Source organism: Burkholderia sp. HI4860 (assembly GCF_002223045.2).
Taxonomy (GTDB): Bacteria; Pseudomonadota; Gammaproteobacteria; order Burkholderiales; family Burkholderiaceae; genus Burkholderia.
The window spans coordinates 3,526,013-3,539,998 of the sequence record NZ_NKFO02000003.1; the positions used below are offsets into that span (position 1 = coordinate 3,526,013).

The 13,986-nt window shown below is 65.4% G+C and carries 13 protein-coding genes; 12 read left to right on the forward strand and 1 reads right to left on the reverse strand.

What is annotated here, in order from left to right; all coding sequences use genetic code 11:
• Positions 1-21 precede the first annotated feature (21 nt).
• Positions 22-720 (reverse strand): Bax inhibitor-1/YccA family protein, encoded by a 699-nt coding sequence (locus CFB34_RS31805; protein WP_006761414.1) that lies wholly within the window; start codon positions 718-720, stop codon positions 22-24.
• Positions 721-969: 249 nt separating this feature from the next.
• On the opposite strand from CFB34_RS31805, the gene ndk reads away from it, so the two are divergent.
• From ndk to CFB34_RS31865, 12 genes are all read left to right on the forward strand, one after another.
• Positions 970-1,395, forward strand: coding sequence for a nucleoside-diphosphate kinase (gene ndk, locus CFB34_RS31810; RefSeq protein ID WP_006478674.1), 426 nt, complete (start codon positions 970-972; stop codon positions 1,393-1,395).
• Between the two features lie 55 nt (positions 1,396-1,450).
• A complete protein-coding gene (gene rlmN, locus CFB34_RS31815) occupies positions 1,451-2,590 on the forward strand; it encodes a 23S rRNA (adenine(2503)-C(2))-methyltransferase RlmN (RefSeq protein WP_069248105.1) in 1,140 nt (379 codons plus the stop codon).
• 164 nt (positions 2,591-2,754) lie between these two features.
• Positions 2,755-3,780: a helix-turn-helix domain-containing protein gene (locus CFB34_RS31820; protein WP_089440230.1), complete on the forward strand. Its 1,026-nt coding sequence runs from the start codon at positions 2,755-2,757 to the stop codon at positions 3,778-3,780.
• A gap of 112 nt (positions 3,781-3,892) precedes the next feature.
• Positions 3,893-5,197: a flavodoxin-dependent (E)-4-hydroxy-3-methylbut-2-enyl-diphosphate synthase gene (gene ispG, locus CFB34_RS31825; protein ID WP_089425933.1), complete on the forward strand. Its 1,305-nt coding sequence runs from the start codon at positions 3,893-3,895 to the stop codon at positions 5,195-5,197.
• Between the two features lie 16 nt (positions 5,198-5,213).
• Complete coding sequence (hisS, locus tag CFB34_RS31830) at positions 5,214-6,554, forward strand: histidine--tRNA ligase (protein WP_039360260.1); 1,341 nt, start codon at positions 5,214-5,216, stop codon at positions 6,552-6,554.
• A gap of 55 nt (positions 6,555-6,609) precedes the next feature.
• Positions 6,610-7,239 carry a tetratricopeptide repeat protein gene (locus CFB34_RS31835; RefSeq protein WP_089440229.1) on the forward strand — a complete coding sequence of 210 codons (630 nt, stop codon included), beginning with the start codon at positions 6,610-6,612 and terminating at the stop codon, positions 7,237-7,239.
• A gap of 41 nt (positions 7,240-7,280) precedes the next feature.
• On the forward strand, positions 7,281-8,426 hold the full coding sequence (bamB, locus tag CFB34_RS31840; RefSeq protein WP_089425558.1) for an outer membrane protein assembly factor BamB: 1,146 nt from the start codon (positions 7,281-7,283) through the stop codon (positions 8,424-8,426).
• Between the two features lie 247 nt (positions 8,427-8,673).
• Positions 8,674-10,011 carry a ribosome biogenesis GTPase Der gene (gene der, locus CFB34_RS31845; protein WP_046197066.1) on the forward strand — a complete coding sequence of 446 codons (1,338 nt, stop codon included), beginning with the start codon at positions 8,674-8,676 and terminating at the stop codon, positions 10,009-10,011.
• Between the two features lie 154 nt (positions 10,012-10,165).
• Positions 10,166-10,405, forward strand: a complete 240-nt coding sequence (gene hfq, locus CFB34_RS31850) for an RNA chaperone Hfq (RefSeq protein ID WP_006399927.1) — start codon at positions 10,166-10,168, stop codon at positions 10,403-10,405.
• 72 nt (positions 10,406-10,477) lie between these two features.
• Positions 10,478-11,653: a GTPase HflX gene (gene hflX / locus CFB34_RS31855; protein ID WP_171026909.1), complete on the forward strand. Its 1,176-nt coding sequence runs from the start codon at positions 10,478-10,480 to the stop codon at positions 11,651-11,653.
• A gap of 47 nt (positions 11,654-11,700) precedes the next feature.
• Positions 11,701-13,041 carry an FtsH protease activity modulator HflK gene (hflK, locus tag CFB34_RS31860; RefSeq protein ID WP_089440228.1) on the forward strand — a complete coding sequence of 447 codons (1,341 nt, stop codon included), beginning with the start codon at positions 11,701-11,703 and terminating at the stop codon, positions 13,039-13,041.
• Between the two features lie 15 nt (positions 13,042-13,056).
• Positions 13,057-13,956: a protease modulator HflC gene (locus CFB34_RS31865; protein ID WP_089440227.1), complete on the forward strand. Its 900-nt coding sequence runs from the start codon at positions 13,057-13,059 to the stop codon at positions 13,954-13,956.
• Positions 13,957-13,986 lie beyond the last annotated feature (30 nt).

The window sequence follows — 13,986 nt, forward strand, 5'->3', positions numbered from 1 at the left end:
TTTCATGGGGGGTAGCGAACGTCAGTTGCGGTTGCCGCCAAAGATGCCGAGCAGCGCGAGCAGGTTCGTGAACACGTTGTACAGGTCGAGGTAGATCGCGAGCGTTGCCGAGATGTAGTTCGTCTCGCCGCCGTTCACGACGCGCTGGACGTCGAACAGCATGTAGGCGGAGAAGATCGCGATCGCGAGTACCGACACGGTGAGCATCAGCGCCGGGAGTTGCAGGAAGATGTTCGCGACCGATGCGAGCAGGATCACGATCACGCCCATGAACAGCCACTTGCCGAGCCCCGAGAAGTCACGCTTGCTGACGGTGGCGATCGTCGCCATCGCGGCGAAGATGATGCCGGTGCCGCCGAACGCCAGCATGATCAGCGACGGGCCGTTTGAGAAGCCGAGGATGAAGCTCAGCAGCCGCGACAGCATCAGGCCCATGAAGAACGTGAAGCCGAGCAGCACGAACACGCCGGCCGCGCTGTTTTTGGTCCGCTCGATCGCGAACATGAAGCCGAACGCGATCGCGAAGAACGCGAGCAGGCTCATCATCGGGCTCGTGGCCGCGAACAGCGAGAAGCCTGTCGCGACGCCGACCCAGGCGCCCAGCACGGTCGGCACCATCGACAGCGCGAGCAGCCAGTACGTGTTCCGCAGCACGCGGTTGCGAACCTCGGCGGTGCTGACGGAACCGCCGCGGCCGAAATTGTACGGATAGTCGTTCATGGTTTCTCCTAACATTGAACGCGTGGGCGTCCGGGGCCGGTTCGGCACACGCGGTGTGCGGCGCAGCAAACCGGAGCAGCTATGGCTAAGATACGTTCCGTGCCGGGAGGTTTCAATGGCCAGGCGGCACAAAACACATGGATTCGGAACCTTTCACGTGTGTAAGGGTTCAATCGCAATGATACACGGGATCGTGCTACAATAGCGGATTCATTTGAACCTGTAACTTCTTAATTTTTTGGAGTTTTTATGGCAATCGAGCGCACCCTGTCGATCATCAAGCCGGATGCGGTGGCAAAGAACGTGATCGGCCAGATCTACAGCCGTTTCGAAGGCGCCGGCCTGAAGATCGTCGCATCGCGCATGGCACACCTGTCGCGTGCTGACGCAGAGAAGTTCTACGCGGTTCACGCAGCGCGTCCGTTCTTCAAGGACCTCGTCGATTTCATGATCTCGGGCCCGGTGATGATCCAGGTTCTGGAAGGTGAAGGCGCGATCCTGAAGAACCGCGACCTGATGGGCGCAACGGATCCGAAGAAGGCAGAAAAGGGCACGATCCGCGCCGACTTCGCCGACAGCATCGACGCGAATGCCGTGCACGGCTCGGACGCTGCTGAAACGGCAGCGGTCGAAATCGCGTTCTTCTTCCCGGAAATGAACGTTTACTCGCGCTAAGCCCTGGCTGGCAGCAAGTAGGCAGGATTCAGCGCACGCGGCAAGGCAGCACATCATGACGAGCGAAACTTCCGTCAATCTTCTCGACTTCGATGCCGAGGGTCTTGTCGCGTACTGCGGCAGCCTCGGCGAGAAGCCGTTCCGCGCCAAGCAGTTGCAGCGCTGGATCCACCAGTACAACGCTGGCGACTTCGACGGCATGACCGATCTCGCGAAGTCCTTGAGAGAAAAACTCAAGGGCCGCGCGTCGATCGGCATGCCCGAGATCGCCAGCGATCACGTTTCCACCGACGGCACGCGCAAGTGGCTGATCGATGTCGGAAACGGCAATGCGGTCGAAACCGTGTTCATCCCGGAAGAGACGCGCGGCACGCTGTGCGTGTCGTCGCAGGCCGGGTGTGCGGTCAACTGCCGCTTCTGTTCGACGGGCAAGCAGGGCTTTTCCCGCAACCTGTCGACAGCTGAAATCATCGGCCAGCTCCGGATGGCCGAATTTGCATTGCGAGCGTCACTGGGCCGCGCGCCCGGCCCGAACGGCAAGGCCGAACGGGTCGTCACCAACGTGGTGATGATGGGCATGGGCGAGCCGCTGCTGAATTACAGCGCGGTCGTGCCGGCGATGCGGCTGATGCTCGACGACAACGCGTACGGCCTGTCGCGCCGCCGCGTCACGCTGTCGACGTCCGGCGTGGTGCCGATGATGGACCGCCTCGGCGCCGAGCTGCCGGTCGCGCTGGCCGTGTCGCTGCACGCGCCGAACGATCCGTTGCGCGACGAGCTGGTGCCGCTCAACAAGAAGTATCCGCTGCGCGAGCTGATGGCGGCTTGCCAGCGTTATCTGAAAGTCGCGCCGCGCGACTTCATCACTTTCGAATACTGCATGCTGGACGGCGTCAACGACACCGAAGCGCATGCACGCGAACTGCTGGCCGTCACACGCGACGTGCCGTGCAAGTTCAATCTGATCCCGTTCAATCCGTTTCCGGAATCGGGCCTCATCCGCTCGAAGCCGGAGCAGATCAAGCGCTTTGCACAGGTCCTCATCGACGCGGGTGTCGTCACGACCGTGCGCAAGACGCGCGGCGACGACATCGATGCCGCGTGCGGCCAGCTGGCCGGTGCAGTGAAGGACCGCACGCGCCTCGCGGAACGGACGGGCGCAGCAGGAAAAATCATCGAAGTTCGGGCGATTTGACAGGGATGCCTGGCCGGGGATGCCAGGGCCTTTAAGCGGTACAACACGCGAATAGCGATCGGTCGCGGCGCCTCGGCGTCGCGCATGGTATGGACAGTTGCGGGTGCCGGCCGGCGGGAACCGGCGGCGGCCGCCAGTGAAGAAGAATCGACGCGAGGACAAGGATGAGTGAGCCGCAGCCGTCTAACGGCGCAGAGACGAATGGCGCGAAGCCGGCACCGGCAGGGTTGGAATCGCTTGCGGCAGTCGGCAGCCGACTGGCGCAGCTTCGGGAGACCAGGGGTTGGACCGTCGACGACGTGTCGGCGCGACTCAAGGTCGCACCGCAGAAGCTTCGGGCACTCGAGGCCGGTGACATCAGCCATTTGCCCGGCGTGACGTTCGCGCTCGGTGTCGTGCGCAGCTACGCGAAGATGCTCGGCGTCGATCCGGAACCGTTCGCGCAGGCGTTGCGCCGTGAGCGCGGGGTGCCGGAAGTCGACCTGTCGATGCCCGCGTCGTCGGGGACGGATCTGCCGCGCGGCCGCGTGTCGATTCCGCTGGGCGGGTCGTCGCGGCATCACCCGTGGCTCTGGGGCACGGGGATCGTCGTCGTCGCGGTGGTCGCCGTACTGATGTGGCACACTGGCGGCGATTCGTCGAGCCTGCTCGCGCGCTTCAAGAGCGGCGATGCCGAGCATGCGTCGGCCGCAAGCGCGCCGGCGGCATCGTCGTCATTCGTCGAAGGGGCAGCCTCGAGCGGTGCGTCCGCGGCAGTCGCGAATGAGGTTCCGGCCCCGGCTGTTGCATCTGCAGCCCCGGCGCCGGCAGTTGCGTCGGCTGCTCCGGCACCCGCGCCCGTGGCGCCGGTCGTGACGGCAGCCGCATCGCAGCCCGTCGTGGCAACGACGGCGGCAAGCGCCGCCGTGCCGGCCCAGCCGGCGAGCGTCGCGGTGGCGGCCGGCCAGTCGATGATCGAACTGAAGGTCAAGCAGGACAGCTGGTTCAGCGTGCGTGACAAGAGCGGCAAGGAGCTGTTCTCCGGGCTGGTGCACGGCGGCGAGGCGAAGCAGGTCGCCGGCGACGGCCCGTTCAAGGTCACGATCGGCAACAAGGCGGGCCTCGACGCGATCGCGTTCGACGGAAAACCTGTCGATCCGGCAAAATATTCGGCAGCGCGGGGTAATGTGGCGCGGTTCACGTTGCCCTGACGTCAAGCGCCGTGGCGAAGGCCTGTCGTCGATATCGGCAGGCCGCGAGGGCACGGCGCTTTTTCAATTCATGCGCCGCGTCGCGGCGCATTCCGCGTAAATGGATCTATCGATGCAATCCGAAGCTCAATCCCCACGCAGCAGTCAGATTTGTTCAACCGAGCCGGTGTTCGGCGGGCACCAGCCGCGCCGCGTATCGCATGCGGTGGATGTCCGCTGGGGCGGGCAGCTCGTGACGATCGGCGGCGACGCGCCGGTGCGCGTGCAGTCGATGACGAATACCGACACGGCCGACGCGATCGGCACGGCAATCCAGATCAAGGAACTCGCGAACGCGGGCTCCGAACTGGTGCGCATCACGGTCAACACGCCCGAGGCCGCGGCCGCCGTGCCGGCGATCCGCGAGCAGCTCGATCGCATGGGCGTGACCGTGCCGCTCGTCGGCGATTTCCACTACAACGGCCACCTGCTGCTGCGCGACTACCCGGGCTGCGCCGAGTCGCTGTCGAAGTACCGGATCAACCCGGGCAACGTCGGCCAGGGCGCGAAGCGCGATACGCAGTTCGCGCAGATGATCGAGGCGGCGGCCAAGTACGACAAGCCGGTGCGGATCGGCGTGAACTGGGGCAGTCTCGACCAGGACCTGCTCGCACGCATGATGGACGAGAACGGGGCGCGTTCGCAGCCGTGGGACGCGCAGAGCGTGATGTACGAGGCGCTGATCCAGTCGGCGATCGGCTCGGCCGAGCGTGCGGTCGAGCTGGGCCTCGGCCGCAATCGCATCATTCTGTCGTGCAAGGTCAGCGGCGTGCAGGACCTGATCGCCGTCTACCGCGAACTCAGCCGCCGCTGCGGCTTCGCGCTGCACCTCGGGCTGACCGAGGCCGGCATGGGCTCGAAGGGCATCGTCGCATCGACGGCTGCACTCGGCGTGCTGCTTCAGGAAGGGATCGGCGACACGATCCGCATCTCGCTGACGCCGGAACCGGGCGCGTCGCGCACGGGCGAGGTGATCGTCGGCCAGGAAATCCTGCAGACGATGGGCCTGCGCTCGTTCGCACCGATGGTGATCGCGTGCCCGGGCTGCGGCCGTACGACGAGCACGCTGTTCCAGGAACTGGCGATGCAGATCCAGACCTACCTGCGCGAACAGATGCCGGTCTGGCGCAAGGCGTATCCGGGCGTCGAGAAAATGAACGTCGCGGTGATGGGCTGCATCGTCAACGGCCCGGGCGAATCGAAGCACGCGAACATCGGCATCAGCCTGCCGGGCTCGGGCGAGAACCCGGCCGCGCCTGTCTTCATCGACGGCGAGAAGGTCAAGACGCTGCGCGGCGAGCGGATCGCCGAGGAATTCCAACAGATCGTCAGCGACTACGTCGAACGCAACTACGGCCGCGCTGAGGCCACGAACTAATTCGTCCACACACACGATGACTGAACAAAAACGCAAGATCGAGAAGCTCACCGGCGTCAAGGGCATGAACGACATCCTTCCGCAGGATGCCGGCCTTTGGGAGTTCTTCGAAGCTACGGTGAAATCGCTGCTGCGCGCATACGGTTACCAGAACATCCGCACGCCGATCGTCGAGCACACGCAGCTCTTCACGCGCGGTATCGGCGAGGTCACCGACATCGTCGAAAAAGAGATGTACAGCTTCACCGACGCGCTGAACGGCGAGAACCTGACGATGCGCCCGGAAAATACCGCGGCGGTCGTGCGCGCGTCGATCGAGCACAACATGCTGTACGACGGCCCGAAGCGCCTGTGGTACATCGGCCCGATGTTCCGTCACGAGCGTCCGCAGCGCGGCCGCTATCGCCAGTTCCACCAGGTCGGCGTCGAAGCGCTCGGCTTCGCGGGTCCTGATGCGGATGCCGAGATCATCATGATGTGCCAGCGCCTGTGGGACGACCTCGGCCTGACCGGCATCAAGCTCGAGATCAACTCGCTCGGCCTTGCCGAAGAGCGTGCCGCGCATCGCGTCGAACTGATCAAGTACCTCGAGCAGTTCGCCGACGTGCTCGACGAGGATGCGAAGCGCCGCCTGTATACGAACCCGCTGCGCGTGCTCGACACGAAGAACCCCGCGCTGCAGGAAATCGCGCAGAACGCGCCGAAGCTGATCGACTTCCTCGGCGACGAGTCGCGCGCGCACTTCGAAGGGCTGCAGCGCCTGCTGCTCGCGAACAACATTCCGTTCAAGATCAACCCGCGTCTCGTGCGTGGTCTGGACTACTACAACCTGACCGTGTTCGAGTGGGTCACCGACAAGCTCGGCGCGCAGGGCACGGTTGCAGCCGGCGGCCGCTACGATCCGCTGATCGAGCAGCTCGGCGGCAAGCCGACCGCCGCATGCGGCTGGGCGATGGGCATCGAGCGGATCCTCGAGCTGCTGAAGGAAGAGGATCTCGCGCCCGAGCAGGAAGGCGTCGACGTGTACGTCGTGCACCAGGGCGAGACCGCGCGCGAACAGGCGTTCATCGCGGCCGAGCGCCTGCGCGACACGGGCCTCGACGTGATCTTCCACTGCAGCGCCGACGGCGCGCCGGCGAGCTTCAAGTCGCAGATGAAACGGGCCGACGCAAGCGGCGCCGCGTTCGCGGTGATCTTCGGTGAAGAAGAGGTCGCAAACGGCACGGTGGGCGTGAAAGCGCTGCGCGGTGCGGGCGGAGACGGGGAAAAGAACGTTCAGCAGACCGTACCGGTCGAAGGCTTGACCGAATTCCTAATCAATGCGATGGTTGCATCCGCCGAAGACGGCGACGACTGATCGCGCTGGCATCCGCTCGACAAGAAAAGCCTGAACAGGAAGGAATCGCTCGCCGATGAGTTACCACGACGAACAAGAATCGATTGAAAGTGTCAAGGCGTGGTGGGCCCGCTGGGGCAACCTCACCACGTGTATCGTGCTCGCGGCGCTCGTCGTCGCGGCCGGTTTCAACGGCTGGAACTACTGGCAGCGCCGTCAGGCTGCCGAGGCGTCCGGGCTGTACGAACAGGTCCAGAAGGCCGCCGCCGCGAACGACAAGGCGACGATCGCGCGCGCGGCCGCCGACATGGAAGACAAGTTCGGCAGCACGCCGTATGCGCAGATGACTGCACTCGCCGCTGCGAAGACGCTGTACGCAGCCGGCGACTCGGCTGGTGCGAAGGCGCAGTTGCAATGGGCCGCCGATCACGCCAAGGATGACGAGTACAAGCAGATCGCGAAGCTGCGCCTCGCGTCGCTGCTGCTCGACGAGAAGGCGTACGATGCGGGCCTCGCGCTGCTGTCGGGTACGCCGGTCGATGCATTCAAGGGCCTCGTGGCCGATCGCCGCGGCGATCTGCTTGCCGCGCAAGGCAAGACCGACGATGCGCGCGCGGCGTACAAGCTCGCGCTCGACGGCCTGTCGAAGGACGACCAGTCTGCGCGCCAGCTCGTGCAGTTCAAGCTGGACGCGCTCGGCGGCTGAACCCCGGTCCCCTCAACCTCTTAACTCTGCTTCGCTAACCGATGAATTTGCTGAAACGTTACGCTGTGCCCGTTGCCTGCGCGGCGGCTGTCCTCGCACTGGCGGCCTGCTCGTCGTCGAAGGACGCGCGCCGCGTGCCGACGCCGCTCACCGAGTTCAAGCCCGTGATGGACGTGCAACAGGTCTGGAAGGCGAGCGTCGGCAAGGGCGGGCGCTACCTGTTCTCGCCGGTGGCCGTGGGCGACGCCGTCTATGCAGCGGGCGAGAACGGTTCGGTCGAGAAGATCGACGCGAAGACGGGCCAGACGCTCTGGCGCGCGAAGGTCGGCTCCGACCTGTCGGCCGGTGTCGGCAGCGACGGCAACCTGACCGCGGTCGGTGCGTTGAAGGGCGGCGTGTTCGTGCTGGGCCCGGACGGCAAGCAACTGTGGAAGACCACCGTGCAGGGCGAGATCTTCTCGCCGCCGCTCGTCGGCAACGGCCTCGTGGTCGTCCGCACGATCGACGGCCAGGTGATCGCGTTCAACGCGCAGACGGGCGAGCAGAAGTGGAACTACCGCAACCGCGCGGTGCCGCTGAACCTGCGCGTGTCGGCCGGCATGACGTTCGCGGGTGACGCGGCGGTGCTGGCGGGCTTCCCCGGCGGTGGGCTGGTCGCGATCAACCTGCAGACGGGCGAGCCGTTCTGGCAGACGCCGGTGTCGTTCCCGAAGGGCGTGACCGAAGTCGAGCGCATCAACGACGTCAGCGGTCCGCCGACGCTCGTGGGCGCGGAAGCCTGCGCGGTGACGTTCCAGGGTCAGCTTGGCTGCTTCGATGCGAACTCGGGCCGCCCGCTGTGGGAAAAGGCGTTCTCGAGCCGCAGCGGCCTCGCGCAGGACGATTCGGTGGTCGCCGGCGGCGACGACTGGTCGGTCGTGACCGCGTACGACGCTGCGTCGGGCAACCAGCTGTGGCGCAACGACAAGCTGAAGAGCCGTGACGTCGGCGTGCCGTACCTGCTCGGGCACGCGGTCGTGTTGGGCGACTACAAGGGCTTCGTGCACTTCCTGTCGCGCGAAGATGGCAGCTTCATCGCACGGATGAAGACGGACGGCAGCGCGATTACGGCGGCGCCGGTCCTCGCGGGCAATACGCTCGTCGTGCAGACGAAGGACGGCGGCCTGTACGGATTCCGTCCGCGCTGACGCGCAGGAAACATGCGCGGCCGCGGCGCGACGGGCTTGTCCCGTGCGCCGCGGCCGCGTGACTTGAAGGCGGCCGGTGCTCCCGGCCGCTCGGTATTTGAAAGGCAGTTCGAGACGAAAGACGATGGCGCGCAGCGCGCGCCAGGCGCGCGCATCCGGCGCGGCGCGAATTCGTGATATTTTCATTCAGCGCAGCCGCCCGCAGCAGCGGGCCTCCCGCTGCTGCGCTTCACCGTAGAAAACACAGATGAAACCGGTCATTGCCCTCGTTGGGCGCCCCAATGTGGGGAAATCCACGCTGTTCAACCGGCTCACGCGCTCGCGCGATGCGCTGGTCGCCGACTTGCCGGGCCTGACGCGCGATCGCCATTATGGCGAAGGTCGCGTCGGCGAGCGGCCGTACCTGGTCGTCGACACGGGCGGCTTCGAGCCCGTCGCGAAGGACGGCATCCTGCACGAGATGGCACGCCAGACGCGGCAGGCCGTCGAGGAAGCCGACGTCGTCGTGTTCATCGTCGACGGCCGTAACGGCCTCGCGCCGCAGGACAAGTCGATCGCCGACTACCTGCGCAAGACCGGCCGGCCGATCTTCCTCGTCGTCAACAAGGCCGAGGGGATGAAGTACACGGCGGTCGCGACGGACTTCTACGAGCTCGGGCTCGGCGATCCGCGTGCGATCTCGGCTGCGCACGGTGACGGCGTCACCGACATGATCAACGAGGCGCTGGATGTCGCGTATGCGGACCGTCCGGAGGAAGAGGACGAGAACGATCCTTCGCGCGGCATCAAGATCGCGATCGTCGGCCGCCCGAACGTCGGCAAGTCGACGCTCGTGAACGCGCTGATCGGCGAGGATCGCGTGATCGCGTTCGACATGCCGGGTACGACGCGCGATTCGATCTACGTCGACTTCGAGCGCAACGGCAAGAAATACACGCTGATCGACACGGCCGGCCTGCGCCGCCGCGGCAAGGTGTTCGAGGCGATCGAGAAGTTCTCGGTCGTGAAGACGCTGCAGTCGATCTCCGACGCGAACGTCGTCATTCTTCTGCTGGATGCGCAGCAGGACATTTCCGACCAGGACGCACACATCGCCGGCTTCGTCGTCGAACAGGGCCGCGCGCTCGTGATCGGCGTCAACAAGTGGGACGGGCTCGACGAGCATGCGCGCGATCGCGCGAAAGCGGATTTGACCCGCAAGCTGAAATTCCTCGACTTCGCGAAATCGCACTTCATTTCGGCCACGAAGAAGACGGGTATCGGCACGCTGATGCGCTCGGTCGACGACGCGTACGCGGCGGCGATGGCGAAGCTGCCGACGCCGAAGCTCACGCGCGCGCTGATCGAGGCGGTAGAATTCCAGCAGCCGCGCCGTCGCGGCCCGGTGCGTCCGAAGCTGCGCTACGCGCACCAGGGCGGCCAGAATCCGCCGATCATCGTCATCCACGGTAACGCGCTCGACGCCGTGACGGAAACGTACAAGCGCTACCTGGAAAACCGGTTCCGCGAAACTTTCTCGCTGACAGGGACTCCATTGCGCATAGAGTTCCGTTCGTCGAACAATCCGTACGCGGACAAGAGCTGAAGACGTCTGTTACACGCGTCACGCAAGGGGTTGGCCGCAAGGCCTATGCCCCCGGCGAGCCAGGCAAAATCGGCTATAGTGTAGCGATTGGCGCCGGATCTCTTTTTCTTCGCCGCCAGTCCAGATCAACCTGCAAAAAAAGATGGAGTACGCCATGAGCAACAAAGGGCAATTGTTACAAGACCCGTTTTTGAACGCACTGCGCAAAGAGCACGTTCCCGTTTCGATCTACCTCGTCAACGGCATCAAGCTTCAAGGGAACATTGAATCGTTCGACCAGTACGTCGTGTTGCTCCGTAATACGGTGACCCAGATGGTGTACAAGCACGCCATCTCGACGGTCGTGCCGGCGCGCCCGGTGAATTTCCACCCGGACGCGGAAGCCTCGTCCTAACCTATCGCAGCGGCCGGCATCCGGTCGCCGCGAGCGACCGATGCCAGCCGCCTTATCTTGACACCTGAAAATTTGATCAACGCAGCGCTCGTCGGCATCGATTTCGGCAAGACCGATTTCGAAGCCAGTCTCGAAGAACTCAGTCTTCTCGCCTCCAGCGCGGGGGCCCGTCCCGCAGTCACCCTCACGGGGCGTCGTTCCAGTCCCGATGCCAAGATGTTCATCGGCAGCGGCAAGGCCGAAGAACTCCGGCTCGCCTGCGACGCGCACAACGTCGAAATCGTCATCTTCAACCACGCACTGGCGCCCGCCCAGCAACGTAATCTGGAGCAGGCACTTAACAGGCGCGTGGTCGATCGCACCAGCCTCATCCTCGACATCTTTGCCCAGCGTGCCCGCAGCCACGAAGGCAAGCTGCAGGTCGAGCTCGCGCAGCTTCAGTACCTGTCGACGCGGCTCATTCGCGCATGGACCCACCTTGAACGGCAGAAGGGTGGTATCGGCCTGCGCGGCCCCGGTGAAACCCAGCTCGAAACCGACCGCCGCCTGATCGGCGAACGCATCAAGATGCTGAAGTCGCGGCTCGACCGGCTGCGCCGGCAACACAGCACGCAACGCCGCCAGCGCGCGCGCAGCGGCACGATGTCGGTGTCGCTCGTCGGCTATACGAACGCGGGCAAGTCGACGCTGTTCAATGCGCTGACGAAAGCGCAGGCCTACGCGGCCGACCAGCTGTTCGCCACGCTCGATACGACGTCGCGGCGCGTGTACCTCGGCGACGAGGTTGGCCAGATCGTCGTGTCGGATACGGTCGGGTTCATCCGCGAGTTGCCTCACCAGCTGGTCGCCGCATTCCGTGCGACCCTCGAGGAAACGATCCACGCGGATCTGCTGCTGCACGTGGTCGATGCGTCGAGCGCGGTCAGGCTTGAACAGATCGAGCAGGTCAATGGCGTGCTGCACGAGATCGGCGCGGACACGATCCGCCAGGTGCTGGTGTTCAACAAGATCGACGCCGTGCCTGAGCTGGCGGCCCGCGGCGACGCGGTCGAGCGGGACGAGTATGGTAATATTTCGCGCGTCTTTTTGAGCGCGCGCACCGGTCAGGGTCTTGATACGTTGCGTGCCGCCATCGCCGAAATCGCCTCCGCGGAACACCTTTCCAGCGCGACGTTACCCAACGGCGCGCTCGACGGCGCCCCCGCTGAACCACACGAAGACCACACGATTTCCGAACACGGGCGCTAACCGGTCCCGGCCGGTTCGTCGGCGTCTAATCTGGTGAACAAACTCTGGTGAACGAATACAACGAGCGGAGTACCTGGCGGCGGATGCGCGCCTTGCTGTCGATCAACGATCCCCGCTGGGGGCGCGGTGAAGGCAATGGCAAAGACGGATCCCGTCCCCGCCCGAACGAATCGAAGCGTCCGCAAGGCGGCGACGGCGATGGTCCGCCCGATCTCGACGAGATGTGGCGCAACTTCAACCGGCGCCTGAACGGCCTGTTCGGCGGCAAGGGCGGCAACGGCTTCCGTCCTGACAACGGGCGAGCCGCGCGCGTCGGCGTGGGCATCGTGATCGGCGTGCTGGTCGCGGTCTACGCAGGCAGCGGGCTGTTCGTCGTGCAGGAAGGGCAGACGGGCGTCGTGCTGCAGCTCGGCAAGCTGTCGGGCACGGTCGGTCAGGGCGTGCACTGGCGCGCGCCGTATCCGTTCGCGTCGCACGAGATCGTGGATACGTCGCAGGTTCGCTCGATCGAGATCGGCCGCAACAACGTCGTGCGTCTCGCGAACGTGAAGGAAGCGGCGATGCTGACGCGCGACGCCGATATCGTCGACGTGCGCTTCATCGTGCAATACCACATCCGTTCCGCGACCGATTACCTGTTCCGCAGTGTCGACCCCGAGCGCAGCGTCTCGCAGGCCGCCCAGGCCGCGGTACGCGCGATCGTCGGTACGCGCAGCGCGGCCGACGTGCTGAACCAGGACCGCGACGCGCTGCGCGAGCAGCTCTCGGCCGCGATCCAGCGCGATCTCGATCGCTATCAGTCGGGGCTCGAGGTGACGGCCGTCACGATGCAGAGTGTTGCGGCGCCCGAGCAGACGCAAGCCGCGTACGGTGAAGTCGCGAAGGCACGCGACGAGCGCGAGGCCGCGAAGCGCGCCGCGCAAGCGTATGCAAACGACTTGCTGCCGAAGGCGCAGGGCGATGCGGCGAAGCTCGTCGACGAAGCGAAGGCGTATGCCGATCGCGTGGTCACGGAAGCCGAAGGCGATGCCGACCGCTTCAAGCAGGTCTATGCGCAGTACTCGAAGGCGCCTGCGGTGATCCGCGAGCGGATGTATCTCGAGACGATGCAGGAAATCTATTCGAATTCGACGAAAGTCTTCGTCGGCAACAAGGGCGGCAACAGCGTCGTGTATCTGCCGCTCGACAAGCTCGTCGAGCAGGGGCGACAAAACGCCGCGACGTCCACGGGCGCATCCGCGCCCGACGCGGCATCGGCACCGGCGGCTGCCGCGCCGGCTGCGGCGGCGCCCGCGAGTGCGGCGTCGGCCGTGGCGGCGTCGGGCGCCGACGTGCTGCGATCGCGCGAGGCGTTTCGCAGCCGGTCGCGCGAAGACGATCTGAAGTAACGGGGAGCGCAGAACATGAACCGAATCATTGCGCTCGTCGTCGCAATCGTGATCGTTGCCTTCGCGGCATCGTCGACCGTCCTTACCGTCGATCCGCGCCATGCGGCCGTGCTGTCGGGGCGCGACGGCGCGCAACCCGAATTGGCCGGCCCTGGCATCCATTTCAAATTGCCGCCGCCGCTGCAGACGGCCACGCTGATCGACACGCGCCTGCAATCGCTCGAGTCGTCGGATCCGCTGCAACTGGCAACGGAAGACAAGCGCGACCTGCTCGTCGCCTATGCGGTGAAGTACCGGATCAGCGATCCGATGAAGTATTTCACGACGACGGGCGGTGACCCGTCGGCAGCCGGTGATCGTCTCGCCGGCGCGCTGAAGAGCGCACTCGGTGACGCGTTCGGCAAGCGCGCGCTCGACGACGCGCTCGGCGGCCAGCGTGCGATCGCCGATGCGGCCCGCGACGAGGTGAAGGCGAAGGCGTCCGGTTTCGGCGTCGATGTGGTCGATGTCCAGCTGACGCGCGTCGATTTGCCGGCCGCGCAGACCGATGCCGTCTATCAGCGGATGATCGGCGCGCTGCGCGATCAGGCGGCGCAGGTGCGTGCGCAAGGCGCGGCCGACGTCGAGCAGATCAAGGCGGACGCCGAGCGCGAACAGCAGGCCGTGCTTGCGAACGCGTACAAGTCCGCACAGACGATCAAGGGCGAGGGCGACGCGAAGGCCGCGACGATTGCCGCCGACGCGTTCGGCCGCGATCCGCAGTTCTACCAGTTCTACGCGAGCCTGCAGGCTTACCGGAACACGTTCAAGCGCAACGACATCATCGTCGTCGATCCCGACAGCGAGTTCTTCCGCTTCATGCGCAGCCCGACGGGCGGTCCCGCACCGGCGGCGCCTGCTCCCCGCAAACACTGACCTTGGGGCGCCGCGTCGAGCGGCGCCGTC